25 protein-coding genes and 1 pseudogene are annotated in these 24,171 nt (G+C 58.1%); 11 read left to right on the top strand and 15 right to left on the bottom strand.

The window, feature by feature from the left end; genetic code table 11:
• Window positions 1-164 precede the first annotated feature (164 nt).
• The 4 genes from CQ009_RS04165 to CQ009_RS04150 all read left to right on the top strand — a co-directional run bounded on the left by CQ009_RS04165 (window position 165) and on the right by CQ009_RS04150 (window position 3,332).
• Window positions 165-1,085, top strand: coding sequence for a MurR/RpiR family transcriptional regulator (locus tag CQ009_RS04165; RefSeq protein WP_064389381.1), 921 nt, complete (start codon window positions 165-167; stop codon window positions 1,083-1,085).
• A gap of 62 nt (window positions 1,086-1,147) precedes the next feature.
• Entirely contained in the window at window positions 1,148-1,753 is a 606-nt protein-coding gene (locus CQ009_RS04160) for a glutathione S-transferase (protein WP_064389380.1), read from the top strand.
• A 2-nt stretch (window positions 1,754-1,755) separates the two neighbouring features.
• The gene (locus CQ009_RS04155) at window positions 1,756-2,862 is read left to right on the top strand and encodes a DNA alkylation repair protein (RefSeq protein WP_105704961.1); all 1,107 of its coding nucleotides are present in this window, start codon (window positions 1,756-1,758) and stop codon (window positions 2,860-2,862) included.
• Between the two features lie 200 nt (window positions 2,863-3,062).
• The gene (locus CQ009_RS04150; protein ID WP_064389996.1) at window positions 3,063-3,332 is read left to right on the top strand and encodes a hypothetical protein; all 270 of its coding nucleotides are present in this window, start codon (window positions 3,063-3,065) and stop codon (window positions 3,330-3,332) included.
• A gap of 150 nt (window positions 3,333-3,482) precedes the next feature.
• On the opposite strand, the pseudogene CQ009_RS04145 reads toward CQ009_RS04150, so the two are convergent.
• The 6 genes and pseudogenes from CQ009_RS04145 to dapF all read right to left on the bottom strand — a co-directional run bounded on the left by CQ009_RS04145 (window position 3,483) and on the right by dapF (window position 8,758).
• Window positions 3,483-4,138: pseudogene (locus CQ009_RS04145) on the bottom strand (DUF2931 family protein).
• 31 nt (window positions 4,139-4,169) lie between these two features.
• The gene (locus CQ009_RS04140; RefSeq protein WP_105704960.1) at window positions 4,170-4,829 is read right to left on the bottom strand and encodes a DUF2931 family protein; all 660 of its coding nucleotides are present in this window, start codon (window positions 4,827-4,829) and stop codon (window positions 4,170-4,172) included.
• Between the two features lie 11 nt (window positions 4,830-4,840).
• Window positions 4,841-5,497 carry a DUF2931 family protein gene (locus CQ009_RS04135; protein WP_105704959.1) on the bottom strand — a complete coding sequence of 219 codons (657 nt, stop codon included), beginning with the start codon at window positions 5,495-5,497 and terminating at the stop codon, window positions 4,841-4,843.
• Window positions 5,497-7,038, bottom strand: a complete 1,542-nt coding sequence (locus CQ009_RS04130) for a DUF2235 domain-containing protein (RefSeq protein ID WP_105704958.1) — start codon at window positions 7,036-7,038, stop codon at window positions 5,497-5,499. Before CQ009_RS04130 ends, CQ009_RS04135 begins: the two co-directional genes overlap by 1 nt.
• Window positions 7,039-7,174: 136 nt before the next feature.
• Window positions 7,175-7,537, bottom strand: a complete 363-nt coding sequence (locus CQ009_RS04125; protein WP_064389370.1) for a DUF6124 family protein — start codon at window positions 7,535-7,537, stop codon at window positions 7,175-7,177.
• Window positions 7,538-7,948: 411 nt separating this feature from the next.
• Window positions 7,949-8,758 carry a diaminopimelate epimerase gene (dapF, locus tag CQ009_RS04120; protein ID WP_105704957.1) on the bottom strand — a complete coding sequence of 270 codons (810 nt, stop codon included), beginning with the start codon at window positions 8,756-8,758 and terminating at the stop codon, window positions 7,949-7,951.
• A 238-nt stretch (window positions 8,759-8,996) separates the two neighbouring features.
• Between dapF and CQ009_RS04115 the strand changes: the two genes are divergently transcribed.
• Entirely contained in the window at window positions 8,997-9,398 is a 402-nt protein-coding gene (locus CQ009_RS04115; protein WP_105704956.1) for a carbohydrate-binding module family 20 domain-containing protein, read from the top strand.
• Between the two features lie 157 nt (window positions 9,399-9,555).
• Here CQ009_RS04115 and CQ009_RS04105 read toward each other — a convergent pair whose 3' ends face one another.
• The 7 genes from CQ009_RS04105 to CQ009_RS04075 form a co-directional block, all read right to left on the bottom strand.
• Window positions 9,556-9,771, bottom strand: a complete 216-nt coding sequence (locus CQ009_RS04105) for a DUF4287 domain-containing protein (protein WP_064389368.1) — start codon at window positions 9,769-9,771, stop codon at window positions 9,556-9,558.
• Window positions 9,772-9,880: 109 nt separating this feature from the next.
• Entirely contained in the window at window positions 9,881-10,798 is a 918-nt protein-coding gene (locus CQ009_RS04100; protein WP_105704955.1) for an SEL1-like repeat protein, read from the bottom strand.
• 107 nt (window positions 10,799-10,905) lie between these two features.
• Window positions 10,906-12,162 (bottom strand): MFS transporter, encoded by a 1,257-nt coding sequence (locus CQ009_RS04095; protein ID WP_105704954.1) that lies wholly within the window; start codon window positions 12,160-12,162, stop codon window positions 10,906-10,908.
• A 116-nt stretch (window positions 12,163-12,278) separates the two neighbouring features.
• On the bottom strand, window positions 12,279-12,977 hold the full coding sequence (gene arsH / locus CQ009_RS04090; protein WP_064389365.1) for an arsenical resistance protein ArsH: 699 nt from the start codon (window positions 12,975-12,977) through the stop codon (window positions 12,279-12,281).
• Between the two features lie 12 nt (window positions 12,978-12,989).
• On the bottom strand, window positions 12,990-13,460 hold the full coding sequence (locus CQ009_RS04085) for an arsenate reductase ArsC (RefSeq protein WP_105704953.1): 471 nt from the start codon (window positions 13,458-13,460) through the stop codon (window positions 12,990-12,992).
• A gap of 13 nt (window positions 13,461-13,473) precedes the next feature.
• Entirely contained in the window at window positions 13,474-13,821 is a 348-nt protein-coding gene (locus CQ009_RS04080; RefSeq protein ID WP_105704952.1) for a metalloregulator ArsR/SmtB family transcription factor, read from the bottom strand.
• 138 nt (window positions 13,822-13,959) lie between these two features.
• The gene (locus CQ009_RS04075) at window positions 13,960-14,847 is read right to left on the bottom strand and encodes a LysR family transcriptional regulator (protein WP_105704951.1); all 888 of its coding nucleotides are present in this window, start codon (window positions 14,845-14,847) and stop codon (window positions 13,960-13,962) included.
• Between the two features lie 133 nt (window positions 14,848-14,980).
• Between CQ009_RS04075 and CQ009_RS04070 the strand changes: the two genes are divergently transcribed.
• Both CQ009_RS04070 and CQ009_RS04065 read left to right on the top strand, forming a co-directional pair.
• Entirely contained in the window at window positions 14,981-16,633 is a 1,653-nt protein-coding gene (locus CQ009_RS04070; protein ID WP_105704950.1) for a GMC family oxidoreductase, read from the top strand.
• 130 nt (window positions 16,634-16,763) lie between these two features.
• Window positions 16,764-18,386 (top strand): MFS transporter, encoded by a 1,623-nt coding sequence (locus tag CQ009_RS04065; protein ID WP_064389360.1) that lies wholly within the window; start codon window positions 16,764-16,766, stop codon window positions 18,384-18,386.
• Between the two features lie 53 nt (window positions 18,387-18,439).
• Here the strand turns inward: CQ009_RS04065 and CQ009_RS04060 are convergent, their stop codons facing one another.
• On the bottom strand, window positions 18,440-18,808 hold the full coding sequence (locus CQ009_RS04060) for a DUF427 domain-containing protein (protein ID WP_105704949.1): 369 nt from the start codon (window positions 18,806-18,808) through the stop codon (window positions 18,440-18,442).
• Window positions 18,809-19,097: 289 nt separating this feature from the next.
• On the bottom strand, window positions 19,098-20,507 hold the full coding sequence (locus CQ009_RS04055) for a serralysin family metalloprotease (protein WP_105704948.1): 1,410 nt from the start codon (window positions 20,505-20,507) through the stop codon (window positions 19,098-19,100).
• A gap of 276 nt (window positions 20,508-20,783) precedes the next feature.
• On the opposite strand from CQ009_RS04055, the gene CQ009_RS04050 reads away from it, so the two are divergent.
• The 4 genes from CQ009_RS04050 (at window position 20,784) to CQ009_RS04040 (ending at window position 24,122) form a co-directional block, all read left to right on the top strand.
• Window positions 20,784-22,730 (top strand): DNA topoisomerase III, encoded by a 1,947-nt coding sequence (locus tag CQ009_RS04050; protein WP_105705068.1) that lies wholly within the window; start codon window positions 20,784-20,786, stop codon window positions 22,728-22,730.
• Between the two features lie 48 nt (window positions 22,731-22,778).
• Window positions 22,779-23,282, top strand: a complete 504-nt coding sequence (locus tag CQ009_RS04045) for a GNAT family N-acetyltransferase (protein ID WP_105704947.1) — start codon at window positions 22,779-22,781, stop codon at window positions 23,280-23,282.
• A gap of 134 nt (window positions 23,283-23,416) precedes the next feature.
• The gene (locus tag CQ009_RS29915; RefSeq protein ID WP_158260938.1) at window positions 23,417-23,617 is read left to right on the top strand and encodes a hypothetical protein; all 201 of its coding nucleotides are present in this window, start codon (window positions 23,417-23,419) and stop codon (window positions 23,615-23,617) included.
• 175 nt (window positions 23,618-23,792) lie between these two features.
• Window positions 23,793-24,122 (top strand): hypothetical protein, encoded by a 330-nt coding sequence (locus CQ009_RS04040; protein WP_105704946.1) that lies wholly within the window; start codon window positions 23,793-23,795, stop codon window positions 24,120-24,122.
• The last annotated feature ends 49 nt before the right edge of the window (window positions 24,123-24,171 follow it).

The following is a 24,171-nucleotide window of genomic DNA, read 5'->3' as shown; positions in this document are numbered from 1 at the left end:
TTTGTACGACCGTTCCAGCCCCAGTGCATCGATTCAGCAGCGTGAGCGCCGATTGCATGCCGCAGATTTTATTCCGGCCTACCCTGTAGACTGCGCACAGCCCACCTATTGTCAGGGGCTGACCGATTCGTCAGCCCTATAAGAACAAGCCAGAAGGATTCTTTATGTCCCGCACCGATCAGCCGGCTACCGACGAGCAAACCTCCGAGCGCGACCTCGCCAGCCCCCCGATCAATGCCGAGCGCCTGCTGCAACTGATCACCGAAGAATACGAAGCCCTGCCGCGCCAGCTCAAACGCATCGCCAGCTACATGAGCCAGCAGAGCGACCGGATCATGGTCGACCGCATCAGCGACATCGCCCGCGAGTGCGAAGTGCACCCGTCGGCCATCGTGCGTTTCTCGCAGCGCTTCGGCTTCAGCGGTTTCAGCGAAATGCAGGCCTTGTTTCGCGAGGCCTACACGCACAAAGCCACGCCGGTGCAGAACTACCAGCAACGCATCCGCAGCATGATCGCCAACAAGTCGCAGAAGGCCAGCGGCGGCGACCTCGCCCGTGAATGCATCGACGCCACCCTCTCCGGCATCGAACGCCTGGGCCAGGAGCTCGACGACGCCGCCTTCGACAAAGCCGTCGACCTCGTCGTCAACGCCGACAATATCTACGTGGTTGGCGTGCGCCGTTCCTTCGCCGTCGCCGACTACCTGGTCTACAACCTGCAACACACCAACAAGCGCATCCATCTGGTTTCCGGCCTCGGTGGCAGCTACCGCGAACAGATGCGCAGCGTGCGCGCCAACGACCTGGTCATCGCGATCAGCTTCACCCCGTACGCCAAGGAAACCCAACACTGCCTGCGCATCGCCCAGCACCATCAGGCGAAAACCCTGATCCTCACCGACAGCAACCTCTCGCCACTGGCCAAACGCGCGAACACCGTGTTGCTGGTCAACGAAGGCAGCTCCTTCGCCTTCCGCTCGCTAAGCGCGACGTTGTGCCTGTGCCAGGCGCTGTTCATCGCCGTCGCCTATCGCCTGGAACTCAAGGTCGACGAAATTCACGAACAGGTCGGCTTCGACGACTGACAATTCCTTCAAGCTCGGCTAGGTTATGCCTTCCCCACCGGTTCGACTTGAAGGAACGCGTCATGAAACTGATCGGAATGCTGGATTCCCCCTACGTGCGGCGCGTGGCGATCTCCGCCAAACGCTTAGGGATCGACCTCGAACATGAGGCGGTCTCGGTGTTTCGCCACTTCGAGCAATTCCAGCAGATCAACCCGGTGGTCAAGGCGCCGACGCTGATTCTCGATGACGGCGTGGTGCTGATGGACTCGACGCTGATCCTCGACTACCTCGAGTCTGCTTCAGGCAAAAGCCTGCTGCCGACCGAGTTGAGCCAACGCGCCGGCGCCCTGCGCCTTATCGGCCTGAGCCTCGCCGCCTGCGAAAAAGCCGTTCAGCTCTACTACGAACGCAACCTGCGCCCCGCCGACATTCAGTACCAACCGTGGGTCGAACGCGTCGAAGGCCAACTCGCCGCCGCGTTCAGCGCGCTGGAAACAGAACTCGACAACTACCACTTGCCCACCGACGGCACCCTAGCTCAGGACGGCATCAGCCTTGCGGTCGCCTGGAGCTTCACCGGCCTCGTCGTACCCGACCAGATCGACAACGACCGCTACCCGCGCATCGCCCAATACACTGCATACGCGGAAAGCCTCGAAGCGTTCGTCAGCACCCCGATGACCTGACCATGAGCACCACCGACACCGCCGCCCCGGCGTTAAAGGAAATCTTCAACGCCGAGCGCTTGCAACACATCGCCCGCGAAATGAGCGCCGTGTACCCGGCGTTCAAGGCCAAGGCATTTCTCAAACACGCCCAGGATGGACTCGCTGAATTATCAGTGATGCAACGCATGGCGCGTGTCAGCGAAAGCCTGCACGCCGTGTTGCCGCTGGATTACCAAGATTCCCTAGAAGTCCTTTTCGAACTCGCGCCACGGCTGAACAGCGGATTCGTCAGCATGTGCCTGCCGCTTTACGTCGCGAGCTACGGCGGCCACGCGTTCGACACCTCGATGGAAGCGCTGAAGTACTTCACCACCTTCGGCTCCTCCGAATTCGCCATCCGCCACTTTCTGCGCAGCGACCTGGAGCGCTCGCTGGAACGGATGCACGACTGGACCCGAGACGAAAACCACCACGTTCGACGACTCGCCAGCGAAGGCAGCCGCCCTCGCCTGCCTTGGTCGTTTCGGTTGGACGCGGTGCAGGCGGATCCGCAGTTGGCCGCCGGGATACTGGATCGGTTGAAGGCGGATGAGAGTTTGTACGTGCGCAAGTCCGTGGCGAATCATTTGAATGATGTGACGAAGGTGCATCCGGAGTGGGTGTTGGACGCGATTGAAGGTTGGTCGCTGGAGAACAAGCACACGGCTTGGATTGCCAAGCATGCGTTGCGGAGTTTGATCAAGCAGGGGGATTTGCGGGCGCTGACGGTGATTGGTGCCGGGGCGAAGGCTGAGGTTGAGTTGTTGGATGTGCGGGTTGAGCCGGCGGTGGTGAGGTTGGGGGAAGCGATTACGTTGTCGTTTGTGGTGAAGTCGACGGTGGCGCATGAGCAGAGGCTGGTGATTGATTATGCGATTGACTATGTGAAGGCGAATGGCGGGGTTTCTAGGAAGGTTTTTAAGTTGAAGACGGTGGTGTTGGCGGGGTCTGCGAGGGAGGTTGTGGGGAGGCGGCAGGTGATTAGGGATTTTACGACGCGGAAGCATTTTGTGGGGCGGCATGGGGTGCGAATGATTGTTAATGGGGAGGTTTTGGGGGGTACTGCGTTTGACATCGTTGCTGGATGAGGTCGTGTGTGGATTCGTTGATCTGGCAATACTCGGAGTGATGGGAAAATTGCGCATGGGGCGGATTTCGGCCAGAAGCAGCCTGTCATAAGCGAAATGTTTCGGCCCCGGAGCGGTCATTTGCTTTTGCCTATCCAACGTTTTGTATAACCTCGGGAAATTCGTTTCGAACCCCGCATTGCAATATCCAGGTTCCCGATATGCAGACAGACCAAAACAGACTACTCGCCCTCGCATTGCTAGAGATCAAGACTTTACTTGTTGATTATCTGGGTAGCGTTGTAGACGCCCCGACGAATGTTCGCGTGGCGGCGCATATTGCCTATGCACTTCATAACGAGGCGGAGGCTGTTTACACCAATGCTGACTTTGCGCTCGACGACGCATCCCAAAAAATCGCTGCGATCGATCAAATTTTAGGTGCCACTGACGGCGCCGCGCTATTGGGCAGATTTGATGTCGAAACCTAAGTCATTCCAGATAATGCTAAACCAGGATGACTGCTTTTGGCCGAAAGCGGACCTCCGTTGAACCCACCATTGACACGGCAACTGTCAAAGATGGTTACTCAAAACCACGGTACTGGAAGACAGGTAGGAGAAATATCTTCTGCCTGCCTCCTACCAACTTCCATACGGAATGCCGTACTTTTTGACGTATCGCTTAGCTTTCGCACTTACCGGATAGGCATAACGACCACCGTGCTTCCCTTGTTCCGGCCCCAAAACCTCTATCTCACCTTTACCTCGGGCGACCTCAACCGGATTTCGACATGAATCTCTGACCCATGCTTGGAGTACGCCGCCCGGAGCGAGACCCACGTAGAGCGACGCCATAAACCGCGCGGTTTTCTCCGGTGTTTCCGGGCAACGCTGGTGTGTTGACTTCACCATCAGTTGCCTGCCCTCTTCCGGAATTTCGATGAAACCTTGATAGGTTTTTTGCTCTGTTATGGATTGCCAGCGGACAAAGATCTGTTTTGGAAGATCAGCGCCCGTCACAGGTCTCCCGGTCCCCGATACTGCCCCCCAACCACGAGCAGACTCTGTGCTGATATCGGGTTCACCGCTAGCAGCAGTGCTCTTGCCAGCGCGAAAGAAAATTCTGTCATTGATGTCTTGGACGGAGCTGTCCTCTACCCAGACCTTCATGTAATTCGGCTGAACGAACACTAACTCCCACCATGGATATTTAGGGTCATTTCGCCGGTTTCTGGGCCTGTGATTTGGCAGCCGGACAACAATAAAGCGCCCAGCAGCGCAATCCTTGCTTTCATTACAAAAGATCCATTCAGTTAAGTGTCACGACTACCAACTTCCGTACGGAATGCCATATTTGTCGATATACCGCTTTGCCTTTTCACTCACCGGATAAGCGTAACGCCCTTCGTTCTTACCTTGGCTCGGCCCTAGCGGCTCAATTTCTGCCTGCGCTCGAGCGACTTTGACCGGGTGGTGGCAAGAGTCTCTTACCCAAACCTGCACAACACCACCGGGGGCCAACCCTAAATAAACCGACGCCATAAATCTTGCTTCTTGATCAGGCGTTTGCGGGCAACGTTGATTGACGGACGCCACCATCAACTGTCTGGCTTCCTCTGGGATTTCTACCCATGCCTGCCACGTTTTCTGTTCGACAATCGATTGCCAGCGAACCCAGATGCGAACAGGCAAATCTGCTCCCACCACTCTCCTTCCACTGCCGCCTACCCCACCTGTCCAACCTCGGGCGGACTCCGTGCCATCTTCAGGCTCTCCCCCCGCAGCGGTGCCGCCGCCGGTTTTGTAGAAAATCCTGCCGTTAATGTCTTGAACAGAACTGTTCTCCACCCAAACCTTCATGTAATCCGGCTCCGTAAAAGCCAGTTCCCACCATTCGGATTTAGGGTCGTTTTTGGCTGATAGTGGTTCAGCAACCTGGCATCCAGTGCCCAGCAAGATGCACAGCATCGTAATGAGTTGCTTCATTGGCTGACGGTTTACCAACTCCCGTACGGAATGCCGTACTTGTCGATATACCGCTTCGCCTTTTCACTCACTGGATAAGCGTAACGACCACCGTGTTTTCCCTGCTCCGGGCCTAACGGTTCGATCTCTCCCTGGGCATGGGCAACTTTTATTGGACGGTGGCATGAATCTCTGACCCAAGCTTGAAGCACACCGCCAGGGGCTAGGCCCACATACAACGTAGCCATATATCGGGCGGCTCTTTCTGGAGTCTCCGGGCAGCGATGATGTGTTGACCTCACCATCAGTTGCCTCGCTTCTTCTGGAATTTCTATAAAGCCCTTATAGGTTTTTTGCTCTGATATGGACTGCCAACGGACAAAGATCATCCTAGGAAGATCAGCGCCGGTAACCGGAACCCCGGAGCCACCTACAGCTCCCCAACCTCGGGCAGACTCCGTCCCATCTTCTGGTTCGCCTCCGGGGGCGGATTTTGCGCCGACTCTGAAAAACATCATGTTATTGATGTCGAGGACTGAGCTGTCTTCCACCCAGATTTTCATATAACTCGGTTCAACGAATCCTAGTTGCCACCAAGGAGACTTAGGGTCATTTTCTCCACTTTCGGAACCTCCGGTCTGGCAGCCCATCAACAGTAGAACGCAGAGCAAAGCTATCGCTACCTTCATCACCAAAGCTTCCAATCAGGTACGTGGGGGTGTTGTACACGGATCGCGTCTTGCGTCGGGGCGTTGATGTAAACAGCATCAATACCGCTTCCGTCTCTTCTTCCGAGGGGATGATTCCAGTTCGCGGAGGCGTGGATGTACTTGAGCTTAAGCAGAGATTCATCCTCTGGAGTGGTTCTGTAGTTTCCGGCGAGAAATCGATCACACAGGGATTGGAGTTCTGCGGGGACGGAGTATTCGTCATCTTCAGGTATGTCGGAAAACTGAACACCCTTTTCTTTTGCCAGTTGATACATGACTCTCAGGTAGATCCTTGAGAGCTTACCGCTGACGGGACGTTTTAGTTGTAGAGCGGCGAACACGCGCTTCTGCCCCGGCGAAAGTCTGTCTTGATGCTCTTGGGGTATTTCGAAGGAAGCGGGGGTGACAATTTCCAGTAGATGAGCCGGCCATCCTTTAGCAATCCACTCGTTTTTCACACGCGCAGCATCTTGATAAATCGACGTGGTTGAAACGTCGACATACAGCGGTACCGCGAGAGTTTGCATAGGACTGACTAGAACGCACTCCTCGACTTCATCGAGATAGCTGCCGCCTATATCCGAATGGACCCCGGGAAAGGCGAACTCAGGATGTACGGGTTTTACTCGGCTGAGGGCAAAATTGGCGCGGCATTCATCACGGGCTACGAGGTGGACTACATCCGTGAAGTATCGACGATCCAAGTAAAGCCTCACACCAGGAGCGATGGGACTCTTCACGCGACCAAAATTGATAAAGCCGGCTATGGAGGGCACCGTATCGAATAGCCCGATGAATCCCATTTTGATGCCGCCTCCGAATTGGCTATCAAAGTCGCGGCTGAAATCTCTGGCGTTACTGTTTAGCAGACTTCCTAAAGCACCCTGCTTACCCCGCACGACTTCGTTCGAGAAGTGCCGTGCAGCGGCGGCCCCACGACTGAAACCGAATGTATCAAAAGTCAGAGAGGCTATCTCACAGTTGGGGTTTTCTTGCAGTGCTTCTTCTATAGCCTGTTTTATTTGCGTAAAAGACGCCTGCACACGCCCCACAACACCAGTCTCACCCCGCCCCATTCCGGAGCCCACGACGCTGTCTTTTTTATTGCTGTCGGTGCCGATACCTTCGACATAAATTGGGCTTGATACGTCCTTTAGAAAGCCATCTCCCTCGGCTTTCTGGGTCTTTTTATATAAGGAAAATAATTTCTTCACATTGGTAGGCCCGGCGCCATAACTGCTGTCCGGATCTCTCATATAGGGCTGACAGCTAGCAGGAATATCTTCCGGCGCAATCGGATGCTGCGCCCCACACAGCAATCCAGCCGCCGTGTTGTTCGCATTATTCCCAGTGCCATCAAAGAAAACCCCAATCCTCAACGCGATCCCGATTTTCTCAGGTTCGCGCGCAGGCTCTTTCCCGTGCTTCTCATATTCCGCCCAACGCTGGGCGTGAATATCGACGGGTTTGGCTTCTTCGTAACGATAATTTTTCGGGGGGTTGGGTACGTAGCCACTCATCCATGTTTCCTGGCTCTGATCCTTGAGAACGGCCCGAAGGGTGACAGCCGAGACTTTTGCGCGCAAGCCGTGGCCGTGTGCCAGCCAAGGTGTGCCCGCGGGGTTCGACGAGGGTTTCCCCTCGTCGGGGTGGGGGTTAGCTGGCGATTTCGACGTTATCCAGCGCTTGATTGACGGCGATTTCGCCGAGCATCACGACTTGGGCGATGCCGAGCGCGGTTTTGCGGTGGGAGGTGTCGAGCATGGCGGCGAAGTTGATCAGCATTTCACTGGCGGAGCCGAGGGTTTCGCTGGCGTTGGCGAGCAGGGATTCGTTGTCGTACTTCGGGTTGGCCAGGTACATGCGTTCGGGTTGTTGGGGGCTGGCCATGATTTGGCTGGCGGGTTTGAGGTAGTGGTCGAGAGCCCGTTCGGCGGCTTCGTGGAATCGCTTGGAGTCGAGGGATTCGTAGGGAGATGTGGGGTCGGTTTCGGGTGGGTTGGGTGTTGGTTTGATCATTGATGAAGCTCCTACGTCAAAAAAAGGAGCCATCACTCTCGCTACCAAACGAGGGTGGCGGCCATGCGCAGGTTGGTAGACCGGGACGTAGAAAACCGGCGCGCCCGAAGACGCCCTGTGCATGACCACCATAAAAGCCGTGTCGAACAGACACTGCGAATCATGATGCTTATGCAATCTACGAAAACTCAGGGCTACCAAACCCGATCACTGTTTTTCAGTGACCGACAGACGATAAAACCCGCGACCTAGACGCACAAGCCGGCGGATTCTGGCTTAGTCGTAGGCAACGGCGCAAGACGTTGTAGGGCTTTATGGGTTGCTGGAGGCGTCGTTTAAACAAGTAGTGATTTGCTGTTAAGAAGGACGCTTTCGCGAGCAAGCTTTGCTCCTGCGGGGTTGGTAGTGGTTTTACAGGTGTGTGTCGGGGATTGTGCCGGAGTAGAGGTGTTCGACCGGGCCGCTGAGGGTGACGTTGCCGGTACCGCTCCAGTGCACGCTGACGGGGCCGCCGTCGCATTCGACTTCGACGGTGTGGTCAAGCAGGCCCCGGCGGATACCATTGACGGCGGCGCCGCAGGCGCATGAGCCAGAGCCGAGCGGGATGCCGCCGTTGCGTTCCCAGATGCGCAGGCGGATGTGCTGGCGGTCGATGATCTGCACGAAATGAACGTTGGTCTTGCGCGGGAACAAGGGGTGGCTTTCGAGGGTTGGGCCGAGGCTGGCGATGTCGACACTGCCGAGGTCGTCGACGAAATACGTGCAGTGCGGATTGCCCATGCTGCAGGCGCTTGGATCGCCAGGCAACGGCAGTGCGAGCGTGTCGTACGCCTGCGCCAGGGGAATGTCTGTCCAGTCGAACAGCGGCTGGCCCATGTCGACGGCGATCAAGCCGCCCGGCGTGCGTTCGCAGATAAGCAGCCCACGCTGGGTGCGCAGAGTGATCGATTTGCCGCTGGCCTCACGCATCAGTCGATCGGCGGCGCCACGGGTTGCGCTGCCGCAGACATCCAGCGCTGAACCGTCGGCATTCCAGAATTGCAGGCGCGCATCGGCATCATCGCAGTCGAGCACCACGGCGAGCTGGTTGAAGCCGATGCCTAGATGACGGTCGCCCAGGCGCCGGGCCAGTTCGCTGGTGATCGGGTTGGCGCTGTTGCGGGTGTCGACCAGGACGAAATCGTCGCCGTTGGCGTGCATCTTGTGGAAGCTCAGCGGCATTGATCGATCCTTGTAAGGTATGAAATCCTGAACCGATCTGGCCGGATTTCAGCCGGTTTTGCAAGGTTGACTTCGAGACTACAAGCCTCAGGGGATCAACACCGCTGACAACTTTCACAGGTTGTAAGCAGCGTTTTCGACTATAGCGAATGGCTCTAAAGGACTGTCAGTTCTTACAGGTAATTTCCAGTGCGATGGGGATTAGGCTGGCTCGACTGAAGATAGCCGAGGATTGATCATGAACCCGATTCGCTGCCTGTTACCGCTGGGGTTTCTGCTGTCGGCAATACTGCCGGCCGCTGCCGATGCCGGCGCCACCTGGACGTACCTTAATCTCGAAGCGAATTTTCGCTGTGATAACGGCATCACTAAGCCGGGCTATAGCGTCTATGTAGTGGGAGATGTTGTGGAGTTGGGGAATGGTGATCCAACCAAGGCTTTCCGACTCAGTCCCTCTCCTTACCCTACCTGGTCCGGCAAAATAAAATTCAGCAACGCAAAGCCCGGTGACGTCATTAAGTGGAAATGCATCGTTCGCAACGAGAATCCTCCTAACGATGTAGTCACCGAGCAGTCAGGCCCTGGCAACCAGGTCACCTTAACCTTCAGTGCATCGCTTCAGACCATCGGTACATTCTGAAGGCAGACTGAGTCGGGTCTGGCGCCGCACAGGTCGTCCGCCGCCCGGTGCCAGGCGCTCTTCAATGGCAAATGGCTCGAAGCCGAGTTTCGGATAGAGCAGCAGGCCGGCGGTATTTTCGTTGGAGCGGTGGCCGACGTTCATGGCCGCCCTGCCCTCACTGTTTACTGCTCGCCAGATGATGCGCAACCAGTGCGTTGGCGTGGCCGTGGCCCATGCCGTGCTCGGACTTGAGCCAGGCGACCCGTTCCATGTGCTTTTTGTCGCCGAGGCCGGCAAGGAGGTTCAACCAGTGATCGATCGGTTGGCCGTACTTCTTTTCGATGGAGGGGAAATAGGACGCCGGGCCTTTGACTTTGCTGTCTTCGCTCATGCTGCAAGCTCCCTGTGATCGCGACGGAGGGTCGGCTGACGCTCCTTGTCGTCTGGGCATAGAGTGGCCGGGAAGTGGCGATCCGGCAACTACTCCCCTGCGTTCGCGATCACCGGGTTGTTTTGCGGTCCTGATAAAACCGCTCCATCGGTGTCATCCCATCCGTCCTGACCGAGGCAATTGCCTGATAATTCTTCTGGCCCGCTGGCACGATAGGGTCACCGGGAAAGCGATAATCCTTGAACCCCTGCATCACCTTCTGATCAATCGCGTTATCGCCGCAGCTGGCGTACAGCGAAATCACTGGTACCAACGTGCCGGGGATGTACGCAAGCTGCACCTGAACCGGTTTCCCGGGTTGCGTCGCAGTGGTGACTTTTTCGAGGGTTTTCTCGGCCGTTTCTATGTAAGTCTCGAGGTCGCTGCGCACCATGGCGACAAAGAGATTGTTGTAGCGCTGTTGCTGCTCAATGGTCATCGCCACACCTTTGGCACGCAGTCGCTCGACTCCTTTCCAGGATTCGCTGCCACCCGCCTTGCCGGCATTGAAGTAGTGCTCCAGCGCACTTGGCAGATCTTGCGCACCACCGATGCCGTTCTCCAGATAGGCGGCGACTTTGAGTTCGATTTCCGTATTACCGGGATGGGCAGTGGCGCGCAGATAGAAGTCTCTGGCCGCCACGAGATCCACCGGCCCGCCGATGCCCTCTGCCGCCATGGTGCCGAGTCGGGAATAGGCTGCTGGATTTACTGCGGCGGCGGCCTGATAAATGGCTTTGGCTTGCTGATAATCCTGAGGTACGCCGTGTCCACGTTCGTACAGTTTGCCGAGGATCATTGTGCAGCCGTTTTCCTGCTTGGCAAGGTAACGGATGGTATCGACCTGATCTGACGTAATGTCATCTTTATCGTAAAGGGAAACACATCGCAGGATCGGATACATATCGCCTAACGGGTTGCTGCTGCCGATGGAATGGCAACCGCAGATGAAAGCCGCAAAGGCAAGAACGGCAACAGCCTTGTACATGAAGTAAATCCTTGAAGTTCATTGCGACTGCATCGGCAGAACAGCTGAAAGAATGAGAATGCAACCTGTAGGAATGAGCCTGCTCGCGATTGCGCCAGGTATGCAAATCAAATGTCGGCCGACACCCCCCTTTCGTGAGCAAGTTCATTCCTGCCGGGTGTAACTGAGGTTTCAGGAAACGCCACCCACAACAACACCAATGCCACTCCCGCCACCGCCGCCAACGTCAAAAACGCCGCACGGTAACCCGCCGCCTCAACCACCAGCCCGGCAAGGCCATTACTCAACGCCGCACCCAACCCGAACGCAGTCGAAAGCGCACCCAGACTGACATTGAAATGCCCGGTCCCCAACGTCAGATCCTTAACCACCACCGGAAACAGCGCGCCGAAAATCCCCGCGCCAACGCCATCAAGCAACTGCACCGCGACCAGCCAATAAGGATCATCGGACAAGGTGTAGAGCACGCCGCGCAACGGCAAAATCAGGAAGCCTGCGAGCAACAACGGTTTGCGTCCCCAAAGATCGGCCTTGGCCCCGACCAGTAACGCGACGGGCACCATGACCAGTTGCGCGGCGACGATGCAGGCCGAGGTCAGTGGCGTGGCCATGTGTAAATTAGCCTGGGCGAGTTTCTGGCTTACCAGCGGCAACATCGCGGCGTTCGCCAGGTGAAACAGCGCGCAGCAAACCGCGAACAACAACAGCGGTTTGTTCGTCAGCAGCACCGCCAGACCCGACGGTTGCGTGCCATGTCCCGCGCCGCCGGGATCCAGCCCTCGCGCCACATCGTGGTCGATGGCTTTTGGCGACACAAAGGCGATCGCAACCACGCTGGCCAGCGCCATCACCGCCATCAGATAAAACACCGCCACCGGACCGAACAGGTAGGCGAATAACCCTGCCAGCAGCGCCGCGCAGGCATTGCCGGCGTGGTTGAATGTTTCGTTGCGCCCGGTGCGGCGGGTGAAGGCTCGTGGTCCGGTAATCCCTAAGGTGATCGCCGAAATCGCCGGAGCGAAAACCGATGCGGCAACGGCGCTGAGCGCTTGCGTCAAGGCGACCAGACTGAATGAACTAACGAAGGGCAGCAGCAGGCAACTGCCGGTGACCAAAAGCGCGGCAATGGCGATGATCGCGCGTTTGTAACGCGTGTTATCGACCAGCGCCCCCGCAGGTGTTTGCGTGATGAGCGCGGCGATCCCGGCAAGGGTCATGACCGCACCGATGCTCGCCGGATCCCAGTGATGCACCGCCAACAGGTAGATCGCCAGATAGGGGCCGAGCCCATCGCGCACGTCGGCGAGGAAAAAATTCAGGCTGTCGAGTGACAGGTTGTTGCGACGATCGAGCTGAATGGCCACAGGCAGCGTCTTCGATGTTCGAGGTTGTGCGAATTGAATCAACCTCCGCTGATTCAGTGACCTGTGGCGTGGGTCTTAGTTGCATGGGCCGGATGCAATCAGCCGGCCGGATATGCTCAGATCGAGCGTTGATTGACGCGGTTCATCAGTTGTTCGGCGGTTTCTTTGCGCTCGGAATAGCGATCAACCAGATGAGTCTGTTGGCCACGCAGCAGCACAGTGAACTTCACCAGTTCCTCCATCACATCCACCACACGATCATAAAACGGCGACGGCTTCATCCGCCCGGCTTCGTCGAATTCCATATAGGCCTTCGGCACCGAGGACTGGTTGGGGATGGTGAACATGCGCATCCAGCGGCCCAACACGCGCAATTGGTTGACCACGTTGAACGACTGCGAGCCGCCACAGACTTGCATCACCGCGAGGGTTTTGCCTTGGGTCGGGCGGACGGCGCCGAGCTCCAGCGGGATCCAGTCGATCTGCGCCTTGAACACCGCAGACATGGCGCCGTGACGTTCCGGCGAGCACCAGACCTGCCCTTCCGACCACAACACCAGATCGCGCAGTTCCTGCACTTTGGGGTGATCGACAGGGACGTCATCGGGCAGCGGCAGGCCGCACGGGTTGAAGATCCGCGTTTCAGCGCCGAAGTGTTCGAGCAGGCGCGCGGCCTCCTCTACCAGCAGACGGCTGAACGAGCGTTCGCGGGTCGAGCCGTAGAGCAGCAGGATGCGCGGTTTGTGTTGATCCAAAGAAGACGTCTGCAAGCCTTCGAACAAAGAATGGTCAAGATTGGGCAGTTGTTCTGACATATGTCCTCCAGCTCAGAGAGAGCCGATACGATCCAGCTCACGCTGGAGTTCAGCGCGGCTGAGTGCTTTAAAGGGCAGACCGAGAAAGGTCGCGCAGCGCCGCTCGATGATCGCCAGCGTGGCAGCGAACGCCGCGTCCACAGCGGCATCGTCGCCGAGCACATCCGAGGGATCTGCGAGGCCCCAATGGGCTTTGAGCGCTGGGCCGAAGTACACCGGGCAGCTTTCACCGGCGGCCTTGTCGCAGACGGTGATGACAATATCCGGCGGATTGTCTTCGAACGCGTCATTGCCCTTGCTGGATAAGCCATCGATGGCAATGCCGGCCTGTTGCAGCGTCGACAGACTGCGCGGCAACACCTGGCCTTTGGGGAAACTCCCTGAACTCACGGCCTCGAATCCGGCGCGCGCCAGATGATTGAACATGGCTTCAGAGAGGATGCTGCGGCAGCTGTTGGCCGTGCACATAAACAGAATTCGCATGGTGTTTGCTCCCTTAGCAGCAGGCGGTTTCGCGAACCGGGCGGCCATCCATGCTCTGCAGGCGCGCGGCGTTGTCCTTGAGCCAATCGGCGTTGGCCCCGGACGTCACCTGGAGGATTTGACGAACCCAATCGGGCAGTTGCGGATTAAGGCGGTAGTAGACCCATTGCCCCTGACGGCGATCGAGCAGCAGGCCGTTGCTGCGCAATTGCGCGAGGTGGCGGCTGATTTTCGGCTGGCTGTCGCCGAGTGCGCACATCAACTCGCAGACGCAGAGTTCACCTTGATCGGCGATGAGCAGCATGGCGCGGACGCGGGTTTCGTCGGCGAGGCTCTTGAAGACGTCGGTGGGGGTGATCATGGGACGGGCTCGGCGCATATGAAGATTCGAATATACGGATATCCATATATACGGTCAAACAAGATCAAGAGATCGCAGCCTTCGGCAGCTCCTACACCGGCTCCTGTAGGAGCTGCCGAAGGCTGCGAGCTGTTGATCTCAAAGGTTAAGCAACAACCCCAGCTCCGCCTCACACAACCCCACCACATAATCCCAGACCACCCGCAGCCGCACCGACTTGTGCAACTCGCGCCGCGTGCTGATCCAGTAGCTGCGCTCGATGCTTTCATCCGGCAGTAACGGCACCAGATCGGGATCCGATTCGGCCATGTAGCAAGGCAACACCGCAATGCCCAATCCCGACCGCGCCGCTTCCTGCTGCGCAATGACACTGGTGCTGTGAAACACCACCCGAGGACTGCGGCAGAAGCTGTTGAGAAACATCAGTTCCTGGCTGAACAGCAAATCATCGACATAACCGATCCACGCATGCCGCCCGAGGTCTTCGCGGCTTTGCAGGGGCGGTGCCTTATCGAGATAGCGTTGGCTGGCGTATAACGCGAGTCGATAGTCCGTGAGTTTGCGCGTCACCAGCATGTCTGCCGCCGGGCGCTCCAGATGGATGCTGATTTCCGCCTCACGGTTGAGGATGCTGACAAAGCGCGGCACCGCGACCAGTTCCACTTCCAGTCCCGGATACCGTTCGAACAGGCCGATCATGCGGCTGGCGAGAAACTTGATCCCGAGCCCTTCCGTCACCCCTACGCGGATTTTGCCCAACGGTGCTGTCGACTGGGTGATTTCCTCCTGCGCCAACAACGCAACATTTTCCATCGCCTCGGCATGCTTGAGCAGCGCCTCCCCCGCCGGGGTCATCTCATAGCCTTGCGCGTGCTGAACAAACAATGCAGTGCCGAGGCTTTTTTCGATGGCTTCGATGTGGCGGGCGACGGTGGCGTGGGTGGTGTTGAGACGGCGGGCGGCCGTGAGCAGGCGGCCGCTGCGTTGCAGTTCGAGAAAAAACCGCAGGTCGTTCCAGTCGAACATGCTGTGTCCTTGTCGGCTATCGTCTAGTGAGGCTGTTCAAAAACGCACAGCGGCTGCGCAAAAACTAACATTCTTTTGACGAAAGCTAACAACTAGAGTGTCCGACAATAAAAACAAAAAGCGAGGTCAGGGAATGCAGACTTCCCTCGATGAATATGACTACATCGTGGTCGGCGCCGGCCCTGCCGGGTGTCTGCTGGCCAATCGGCTGTCGGCGGATCCGCAGCAGCGTGTGCTGTTGCTGGAAGCCGGCGGGCGCGACAACTATGCGTGGATCCACATTCCTGTCGGTTACCTGTTCTGCATCGGTAACCCGCGCACCGACTGGTGCTTCAAGACCGAAGAACAACCGGGCCTCAACGGCCGCGCGCTGAGTTATCCGCGCGGCAAAGTGCTGGGCGGCTGTTCTTCCATCAACGGCATGATCTACATGCGTGGTCAGGCCAACGACTATGATGGCTGGGCCGCCGAGGGCAATCCGGGCTGGGCCTGGAATGATGTGCTGCCGCTGTTCAAACAGAGCGAAAACCATTTTGCCGGTGCGGCTGAATTTCACGGCGCCAAGGGTGAATGGCGGGTGGAACAGCAGCGGCTGTCGTGGCCGATTCTGGACGCGTTTCGCAGCGCTGCCGAGCAGAGCGGCATCGCCAGCATCGATGATTTCAATCAGGGCGATAACGAGGGTTGCGGCTACTTTCAGGTCAATCAGAAGGCCGGCGTGCGCTGGAATGCGGCGAAGGCCTTTTTGAAACCGCTGCGCAACCGGGCGAATCTGACGGTGCTGACCGGGGTTGAAGTCGATCGGGTTCTGCTGGAAAACGGTCGCGCGTGCAAAGTCAGTGCGCGTCATGAAGGCCAGAGCAAACAGTTCAAGGCGCGCAAGGAGATCATTTTGTGCGCCGGCGCGGTCGGTTCGCCAAGTATTTTGCAGCGTTCGGGGATTGGTCCTCGGCCACTGCTCGAACGCTTGGGAATCGGCGTGATTCATGAGCTGCCAGGAGTCGGCGGCAATCTGCAGGATCACCTGCAGTTACGCCTGATCTACCAACTGGAAAATGCGCGCACGCTGAACCAGATCGCTGGCAGCGTGTGGGGCAAGATGGGCATGGGCCTGCGTTACCTGTATGACCGCAGCGGGCCGCTGTCGATGGCGCCAAGTCAGCTGGGCGCGTTTGCGCGTTCAGGACCGGAGCAGACCTCGGCGAATCTTGAGTACCACGTGCAGCCGCTGTCGCTGGAGCGTTTTGGCGAGCCGTTGCACAGTTTCCCGGCGTTCACCGCGTCGGTTTGCGATCTGCGTCCGCAGAGTCGTGGACGCATTGATATTCGTTCGGCGGATCCACAGGAGGCGCCGTTGATTCAGCCCAACTATCTGAGCCATCCGGAAGATTTGCGCGTGGCAGCGGACGCAATCCGCCTGACCCGACGCATCGTCAGCGCCCCTGCTTTGCGGGCTTTCAAACCGGTCGAGTATCTGCCCGGCGCCAACCTGCAAAGCGAAGAAGAGTTGCAGCAAGCGGCGGCGAAGATCGGCACGACGATTTTCCACCCGGTCGGCACCTGTCGCATGGGCAACGACGCTGAGGCGGTGGTCGACGCACAGCTGCGTGTACACGGCGTGCCCGGCTTGCGCATCGCCGACGCCTCGATCATGCCGCGCATCACCTCGGGCAATACGTGTTCGCCTACGCTGATGATTGCGGAAAAGGCTGCTCAACTCATTCTCAATTCCAAAGCTGTAAACACCGTACCTGTAGGAGTGAGCCTGCTCGCGATGACGGAATAACATTCGACATCTGTGTTGACTGATACACCGCCATCGCGAGCAGGCTCACTCCTACAGGGGATATGCGTTTGATTCATGGACATCGAGCACCAGTGGAACAACAAAAACAATCACTGTGAGGGATACCGATATGTCAGAACACGTTCAGCCGCTGGACGCCGTGCGCAGCGCGGAGACCAGCCCGGATACACGCAAAGTCATCTTCGCTTCCTCACTGGGGACGGTGTTCGAGTGGTATGACTTCTTCCTCTACGGCGCCCTCGCGGCAGTGATCAGCAAGCAGTTTTTCGCCGGCGTCAACGACACCACGGCGTTCATCTTTGCGCTGATGGCCTTCGCCGCAGGCTTTATCGTGCGGCCGTTCGGGGCGCTGGTGTTCGGTCGGTTGGGGGACATGATCGGGCGCAAATACACCTTCCTCGCGACGATCATTTTGATGGGCGTGGCGACGTTCTGCGTCGGTCTGCTGCCGACCTACGCCAGCATCGGCATCGCCGCGCCAATCATTCTGGTGGTGCTGCGCATGCTTCAGGGGCTGGCGCTCGGCGGTGAATACGGCGGCGCTGCGACCTACGTTGCCGAGCACGCGCCGATTGGCAAACGCGGCTTCCACACCAGCTGGATTCAGTCGACCGCCACCCTCGGCCTGCTGCTGTCGCTGCTGGTGGTACTCGGTTGCCGCTACTTCACCGGCGATCAGTTTGAAGTCTGGGGATGGCGCATTCCGTTCCTGCTGTCGATCGTGCTGCTGGGCATTTCCACCTGGATTCGCTTGAGCCTGCACGAGTCGCCGGCGTACCTGAAAATGAAAGAGGAAGGCAAAACCTCAAAAGCGCCGATCCGCGAATCCTTCGGCAAATGGGAAAACCTCAAAGTCGTGCTGATCGCCCTGTTCAGCATCAACGCCGGGCAAGCGGTGACCTTCTACGCGGCGCAGTTCTACGTGCTGTTCTTCCTCACCCAGTTCCTGAAAATGGACCCGGCGGTGGCCAACACCTTGCTGATCATCAGCGTGGTGATCGGCGCGCCGTTCTTCATCATCTTCGGCTGGCTGTCGGACAAGGTCGGGCGCAAACCGGTGCTGATGCTCGGCTTGCTGCTGGCCACGGCGCTGTACTTCCCGATCTTCAAATCGCTGGCGCACTATGCGAATCCGGCGATTGATCAGGCCAGCCGCCAGGCACCGATCACTGTGCTGGCGGATCCGGCGACCTGCACCTTCCAGTTCGATCCGGTCGGCAAAGCCAAATTCGACAGCCCGTGCGACAAGGCCAAAACCTTTCTGGTCAAGCAAGGCCTGCCCTACTCCAGCGCCGCTGCGCCTGCCGGCAGCGCGGTGCAAATCAGCGTCGGTGACGTCAAACTCGACGGCTTCGATGAGGCGGCATTACGCGGCGCAATCACCCTCGCCGGCTACCCGCAACAGGCGGATGCGCAGCAGATCAACAAGCCGATGATCGTTGCGCTGATCGTCGCGCTGATCATCATCTCGGCCATGTGTTACGGGCCTCTTGCGGCGCTGATGGTGGAGCTGTTCCCGACGCGGATTCGCTACACCTCGATGTCGCTGCCGTATCACATTGGTAACGGCTGGTTTGGCGGATTCCTGCCGACGGTGTCGTTCGCGCTGGTGGTGTACACCGGGGACATCTTTTACGGGCTGTGGTATCCAGTGCTGATTACCGGGGTGAGCCTGGTGGTGGGGATGATCTGTTTGCGTGAGACGAAGAATATCGATCTCGACAAGAACTGACACTCAACCAGACAAATATCGGCGAGGGCTTTTACCCTCGCCGATTTTTTTGCTCAGGCATCAACCTTGATCACCTCGAACTTCACCTGATCCGGATAAAACGCCACGTAGTCGCGGATCGGCGCCACTGACACTTTCGGATTCTCGTAAGTCCACACCGCATTCGCGCCCTCATGCCCCGGCACTTGCAGACTAAAGTAGTTGGCGTCGCCCTTGTACGGGCAGTAACTGGTGTGATCGGTGCGGGCGAAATACTTTTCGTCGATGTCTTCGCGGGGGACGTAATAGACCGGCGGGTAGTTGGCTTCGTTGAGAATCATGACGTGGGAAGAGGCGGCGACCTGGATGCCGTGGAATTTCACCAGCAGACAGCCGGCAAGTTGTTCGAGGGCGATGACTGGACTTGGGCCGGAGGTTTTCATGGGGTTCTCCTGAGTACGGCGAAGAGACCGGTTCAGGTATAGCCCATTGGTACGGGTTGGGTTGGGTTTACAGCTGAACGGCCCTTTAACATCAAAAGCCCCTCACCCCAGCCCTCTCCCCGAGGGAGAGGGAGCCGATTGGGGGATATTGGCGAACTTCACCGACTTGAACGTTTGGCTTTGAATCCATAATCGACTCGGTTTTCCAGGTCGATGGATTTCGCCAGACAACTCGGTCAGTCCCCTCTACCTCTGGGAGAGGGTTAGGGTGAGGGCCGCTCTTAAGGCATCACGCAACGATATCAGTCGCCACCGCTTGCCCCACCACACCCACGGCAAAATCCACCGAACCCTGCCCCGTCAGGTCCACCATCAGGCTGGTCTGATTGGTCTGCGCGAAGTAGGTCAGGATCGCATCGCCCGCATGCCCGGTGAAGCCGCTGACGAAGTTCAGCGACGCCGCCCCCGTGGCGAAACCGGCAATGCCCGACAGGTCGATCTTGTCCAGGCCGCTGGTGAAATCCATGATCCAGTCCGGCGCGGTCATGGTCGAATCGCTGGCGGCACCGAACACGAAGGTGTCTGCGCCTGCACCGCCCCACAAGGTATCGCCACCGCCTCCCCCGTAAATGATGTCGTTACCGGCACCGCCGACCAGTTCGTTGACGGCGGCGTTGCCGATCAGCAGGTCATTGCCCGCACCGCCCACCGCATTCTCCACGGTCACACCGTAAGCAATGGACACGTTGCCCACCAGACCGCCGACATCGGAGAACGAACCTTCGTTGAGGTTGATCTTCTGGTTCTGACTGAAGCCGGAGAAATCCAGCGTGTCGTTACCGCCGCCATCCCACACCGAGAAAACCACTTTGGAGGACGCCGAAGAGGCGCTGTAGAAATCGCGCTCGGCATTGGAGTTGAAGCCGTACGTAGTGTCATCGGCGCGGGTCGCGTAGTTGGCGCCATACAGCTTTTGCACCGCGACGATATCGTCCAGCAATGGCGCCGAAGCGTAGGCGCCGCTGCCGTCCTTGCTGAAGTTCTGGTCGGTGTTGGCTTCGCTCCAGTAACTCATCAGGCTGTAGCCGCGCGTGTCTTCAGCGTACTTGGCGTCGTTGTAGGTCGGGTTGCCGTTACCGGCGTTGTACGCGCCCGGGTGCGACAGACCGAGGGTGTGGCCGATTTCGTGGGTCAGGGTCTGACGCCCGTAGTTGTTGGTGTCCGGGGTCTTGTTGACCTGATATTGATCGTTGATCAGGTACCACGACTGACCGTCATAGCCACCGCCGCTCGGCAGATACGCGAACGCTGCGCCACCGGTGCTGACGTCGTAGTTGCCGAAGGTCATGTGACCATCGCCGCCCTTGCCTTCACTGAAGGTGACGTTGGCAACATCAGCCCAGGATTGCATCGCGAGCACGGCTTGTGCCTTCTGCTGAGCGCTGAATTCGCTGAAATTGCCCAGTTTGACGTTGTAGTTCGCCGGTTTCTCGCTGAGGAAGTTGTAGCTGAGGTCGATCTTGCCGTCAGCGTTCTTGTCGCCCCACGACAGGCCCTTGCGCAGGATTTCATCGGCGGCCTGGTCGGCGGTGAACGATGGTTTACCGTTGACCAGCGCATCGCCGCCACGGTCGTACAGATGGCTGAACGTGTCGACTTCGGTAAAGGCAGTGCTGGTGTTGAAGGAGGTTTGAAGCATGGTTTACGTCCTTGTTTCTGGGTAGTCAGTGTCCGACAGACCACGGCGATCTACTGGCGAGATCGTCCTGTCACTCGCGTTGCAAACGCGCCGAAGCTGACACGGCGCAGACCCCTGGCGCTAATCAATTTCTCGATAGTGCGGTGCTGCGTCCCGGTTTTTACCGTCACTTGCGGCAATCTTTTTATCTGTATATCCATACAGATAAAAGTTGCTCCGAGCGCCAACTCCGGCCATTCTGTGCACCTGTTCAGACCTTGATCGACGATGGTGGATATGCGGCTGTACCTCTGTGAAAAACCCTCCCAGGCCAAAGACATTGCGGCCGTGCTCGGTGCCAAGCGCCGGGGCGACGGCTGCTGGCTGGGAACGGATGTCACAGTCACCTGGTGCATCGGCCACTTGCTCGAAACCGCCCCGCCGGATGCCTACGACGCCCGTTACAAGCGCTGGGTGCTGGCCGACCTGCCGATCATTCCGGACAAATGGAAAATGACCGTCAAGCCACGCACCGCCAGCCAGTACAAAGCGGTGAAGCGCCTGCTCGGCGAGGCCAGCGAACTGATCATCGCCACCGACGCCGACCGTGAGGGCGAGATGATTGCCCGGGAACTGGTCGAGCATTGCCGTTATCGCGGGCCGATCCGCCGCTTGTGGCTGTCGGCGCTGGACGAAGCCTCGATCCGCAAAGCCTTGGCCGCGCTGAAACCGGGGGCCGAAACCTTCAGCCTGTATCACTCGGCGCTGGGCCGCTCGCGGGCGGACTGGCTGATCGGCATGAACATGAGTCGGCTGTTCACGCTGCTCGGTCGGCAATCGGGTTATCAAGGGGTGTTGCCGGTAGGCCGCGTACAGACGCCGACGTTGCGCCTGGTGGTGGACCGCGACCGCAGCATCGCCGATTTCGTGCCGGTGCCATTCTGGGCTATCGATGTCGATCTGCTGCACAACGGCATTCCGTTTACCGCACAGTGGCGGGCGCCGTCGGATGTCTGTGATGATCAGGAGCGCTGCCTGAACCAGGCGTTGGCCCAGCAAGCGGCGGCTGCGATCAATAGCGCTGCCAGTGCCCGGGTGGTCAAGCTGAAAACCGAGCGCATGCGTGAAGTGGCGCCCCTGCCCTTCGATCTCGGCACCTTGCAGGAAGTCTGCTCGAAGAAGCTCGGCATCGGCGCGCAGGAAACCCTCGACATCGCCCAGGCGCTCTATGAAACCTACAAGGTCATCACTTACCCGCGCAGTGATTGCGGCTACTTGCCGCTGAGCCAGCACAGTGAGGCGCCGGGGATTCTCGCCGCGTTGCGTCAGGCCGATCCGGGCCTTCAAGCATTGCAAGGCTTTCTCGAACCGCAGCGCAAGTCTCGCGCATGGAACGACGCCAAGGTCAGCGCCCACCACGGCATCATCCCCACCGCAGCGGCGAAAAATCTTGAACGCCTGACCGGCAAACACCGCGCGGTCTACACCTTGATTCGCGCACGCTATCTGGCGCAGTTTCTGCCCAGTCACGAATACGATCGCACCCAGGCTGATTTCGATTGTGCCGGTGAAGCCTTACGCGCAGTCGGCAAGCAGATCATCGAACCGGGCTGGAAACGCGCATTGCCCGAAGCACTGGCGGCGGCAAAGGGCCGCGAGGCACCCGCGCCACAAACCTTGCCGGCCCTGAGCCAGGGTGTCGAATGCGCCATCGCGTCTGTGAGACTCAAGGATCTGTGGACGCAACCACCGAAACCCTACACCGAGGGTGATCTGATCAAGGCGATGAAGAACGTCGCCAAACTGGTCGAGGATCCACTGCTCAAACAGAAACTCAAGGACACCACCGGTATCGGCACCGAGGCCACCCGCGCGTCGATCATTCAGGGGTTGCTGGATCGTGGCTATCTGGTGAAAAACGGCAAGGCCCTCGCCGCCACCCCGGCCGCGTTCAGCCTGATCGACGCCGTGCCACGCGCGATCGCCGACCCCGGCACCACGGCGATCTGGGAACAGGCGCTGGACATGGTGCAAAGCGGCGAAATGAGTCTGGAAGAATTCGTCACCAAACAAGCGGCGTGGATGAGCAAGCAAGTGACGCGCTGCTCCAGCCTCAGCCTGACCATCAGCGGCCCGCCACCGGCCGGTAAAGCGGCGGCCCCCTGGAAGAAGAAACGCAAATCATCGACCCGCAGCAAAACCACAGGTACAACCAAACGCGCGCCGAAAGCGGCAGGCAAATAAAACCCGCTACTGTTTCTGCAAGGCTCAGCACTTTCAGGAATCCGGCGCATGGCCAATATCGAACTGCACCCCGCTCAGCGCGATGAGCTGGAAATCATCGAAAACCTTATGCAGTTCTACATGCACGACTTCAGCGAATGGCTGCCGCTGAAGCTCGCTTCACATGGCTTCTTCTCCATCCAGCCGAAAACCGACTACTGGCGCCACCCGGCCACCCAACCATTTCTGATTCAGGTCGACGGCGAACTGGCCGGCTTCGTGAGCGTCGATAACGAAATCCATATCCCTGGTGCCGAACACAACATCGGCTACTTTTTCATAGCGCGACGCTTTCGTGGCCAAGGTGTCGCGCAGTTTGTCGTCTCTGCCCTCTTGAGCCGCATCCCCGGTCGATGGCAAATTTTTCATATCGACGCCAACCTGCCGGCACAGCGCTTCTGGGCCGGGCTGATTCCGCAAATCAGCGGCGGCGAATTCACCCTGCAGCAGCGCGAAGTGGACAGTTATCCGTGCTCCTTCTACGTCCTGCGCACGCCTTTTTCCGTTGCCTGAACGGATCTTTTCTCATTCCAGAACAGCTTTGTCCGACAATATGTAGTGCTCAAAAATAATCACTACAAAACCGTTGACGGCGTCGTTTTGCTTTTGCATGATGAAGACGTTCCCCGATCGGGAACACTGGCAACATGCTTGAGCAAACTCGTCTGACCGCCGAGTTGTTTTTTCCGGATACACGCTGCCCACAAGGCAGATTGAAGAAGCTGACCTGGCCTGAACGTCCAGTACAAGGACGAGAAGCGCTGGCGAAAATTCTCAAGACGCTTGTGGTCGACACGGTAAATGTCGTCAAGGAGCCTCCCGGTTTTCGCTGCTTCTCCTCGTTGTGACGCTATTGCGTAGCAGTTATTCAACACGACTACATGCAACAGATGCACGACCCCGTACTTTCCACGGGCGAGCGCTGACGTCCTGGTTTCGGTGCCAGGGATCAACTAACCGATGGGCTACCTGTATTAGCGAATCAACTTTGAAAGATCACCAGACTGGTCAAGGGGCAATATCATGAATCTGAACAATCAACCCACTATCGAAGAACTGGCTCGTATGTTCGCTGCGCAGAAAGACAGCCACGACAGCCATATTCTGTGGATCAGCAAGTCGGGGCAGGTGCATATCGACTGCCTGGCGACCCATGCTGACGAAGACGAATTCGACCGCAACCATCAGAACTTGCTGGCCCGCCTGAAGATGTACCGTCGCGGCCACGGTTATGTTGGCAAGAAGGCTGCGGCCGACAAGGACTTCATCGGTAATGTTCTGCAAACGCTGAAACAGGCGTGGGACTCGATGCAGAACCACAACGGTGTTCGGGTGATTGATCGGTTCTGCTGAGTTAGTCATTAAATAATTGAAAGGCCTGCTTCCTTAACGGAAGCAGGCC

This window comes from Pseudomonas sp. MYb2 (assembly GCF_002979955.1).
In the GTDB taxonomy this organism is placed as follows: domain Bacteria; phylum Pseudomonadota; class Gammaproteobacteria; order Pseudomonadales; family Pseudomonadaceae; genus Aquipseudomonas.
This window is presented reverse-complemented; position numbering and strand designations above follow the sequence as displayed.

Coding starts and splice junctions, on each gene's coding strand:
- CQ009_RS04150 (WP_064389996.1), top strand. CDS start 3,063: ATGCAGACAGACCAAAACAGACTACTCGCCCTCGCATTGCTAGAGATC.
- CQ009_RS04135 (WP_105704959.1), bottom strand. CDS start 5,497: ATGAAGGTAGCGATAGCTTTGCTCTGCGTTCTACTGTTGATGGGCTGC.
- CQ009_RS04140 (WP_105704960.1), bottom strand. CDS start 4,829: ATGAAGCAACTCATTACGATGCTGTGCATCTTGCTGGGCACTGGATGC.
- CQ009_RS04155 (WP_105704961.1), top strand. CDS start 1,756: ATGAGCACCACCGACACCGCCGCCCCGGCGTTAAAGGAAATCTTCAAC.
- CQ009_RS04130 (WP_105704958.1), bottom strand. CDS start 7,038: ATGAGTGGCTACGTACCCAACCCCCCGAAAAATTATCGTTACGAAGAA.
- CQ009_RS04085 (WP_105704953.1), bottom strand. CDS start 13,460: ATGCGAATTCTGTTTATGTGCACGGCCAACAGCTGCCGCAGCATCCTC.
- CQ009_RS04050 (WP_105705068.1), top strand. CDS start 20,784: ATGCGGCTGTACCTCTGTGAAAAACCCTCCCAGGCCAAAGACATTGCG.
- CQ009_RS04115 (WP_105704956.1), top strand. CDS start 8,997: ATGAACCCGATTCGCTGCCTGTTACCGCTGGGGTTTCTGCTGTCGGCA.
- CQ009_RS04040 (WP_105704946.1), top strand. CDS start 23,793: ATGAATCTGAACAATCAACCCACTATCGAAGAACTGGCTCGTATGTTC.
- CQ009_RS04045 (WP_105704947.1), top strand. CDS start 22,779: ATGGCCAATATCGAACTGCACCCCGCTCAGCGCGATGAGCTGGAAATC.
- CQ009_RS29915 (WP_158260938.1), top strand. CDS start 23,417: ATGCTTGAGCAAACTCGTCTGACCGCCGAGTTGTTTTTTCCGGATACA.
- CQ009_RS04165 (WP_064389381.1), top strand. CDS start 165: ATGTCCCGCACCGATCAGCCGGCTACCGACGAGCAAACCTCCGAGCGC.
- CQ009_RS04075 (WP_105704951.1), bottom strand. CDS start 14,847: ATGTTCGACTGGAACGACCTGCGGTTTTTTCTCGAACTGCAACGCAGC.
- CQ009_RS04125 (WP_064389370.1), bottom strand. CDS start 7,537: ATGATCAAACCAACACCCAACCCACCCGAAACCGACCCCACATCTCCC.
- CQ009_RS04105 (WP_064389368.1), bottom strand. CDS start 9,771: ATGAGCGAAGACAGCAAAGTCAAAGGCCCGGCGTCCTATTTCCCCTCC.
- CQ009_RS04055 (WP_105704948.1), bottom strand. CDS start 20,507: ATGCTTCAAACCTCCTTCAACACCAGCACTGCCTTTACCGAAGTCGAC.
- CQ009_RS04080 (WP_105704952.1), bottom strand. CDS start 13,821: ATGATCACCCCCACCGACGTCTTCAAGAGCCTCGCCGACGAAACCCGC.
- dapF (WP_105704957.1), bottom strand. CDS start 8,758: ATGCCGCTGAGCTTCCACAAGATGCACGCCAACGGCGACGATTTCGTC.
- CQ009_RS04060 (WP_105704949.1), bottom strand. CDS start 18,808: ATGAAAACCTCCGGCCCAAGTCCAGTCATCGCCCTCGAACAACTTGCC.
- CQ009_RS04065 (WP_064389360.1), top strand. CDS start 16,764: ATGTCAGAACACGTTCAGCCGCTGGACGCCGTGCGCAGCGCGGAGACC.
- CQ009_RS04160 (WP_064389380.1), top strand. CDS start 1,148: ATGAAACTGATCGGAATGCTGGATTCCCCCTACGTGCGGCGCGTGGCG.
- arsH (WP_064389365.1), bottom strand. CDS start 12,977: ATGTCAGAACAACTGCCCAATCTTGACCATTCTTTGTTCGAAGGCTTG.
- CQ009_RS04100 (WP_105704955.1), bottom strand. CDS start 10,798: ATGTACAAGGCTGTTGCCGTTCTTGCCTTTGCGGCTTTCATCTGCGGT.
- CQ009_RS04070 (WP_105704950.1), top strand. CDS start 14,981: ATGCAGACTTCCCTCGATGAATATGACTACATCGTGGTCGGCGCCGGC.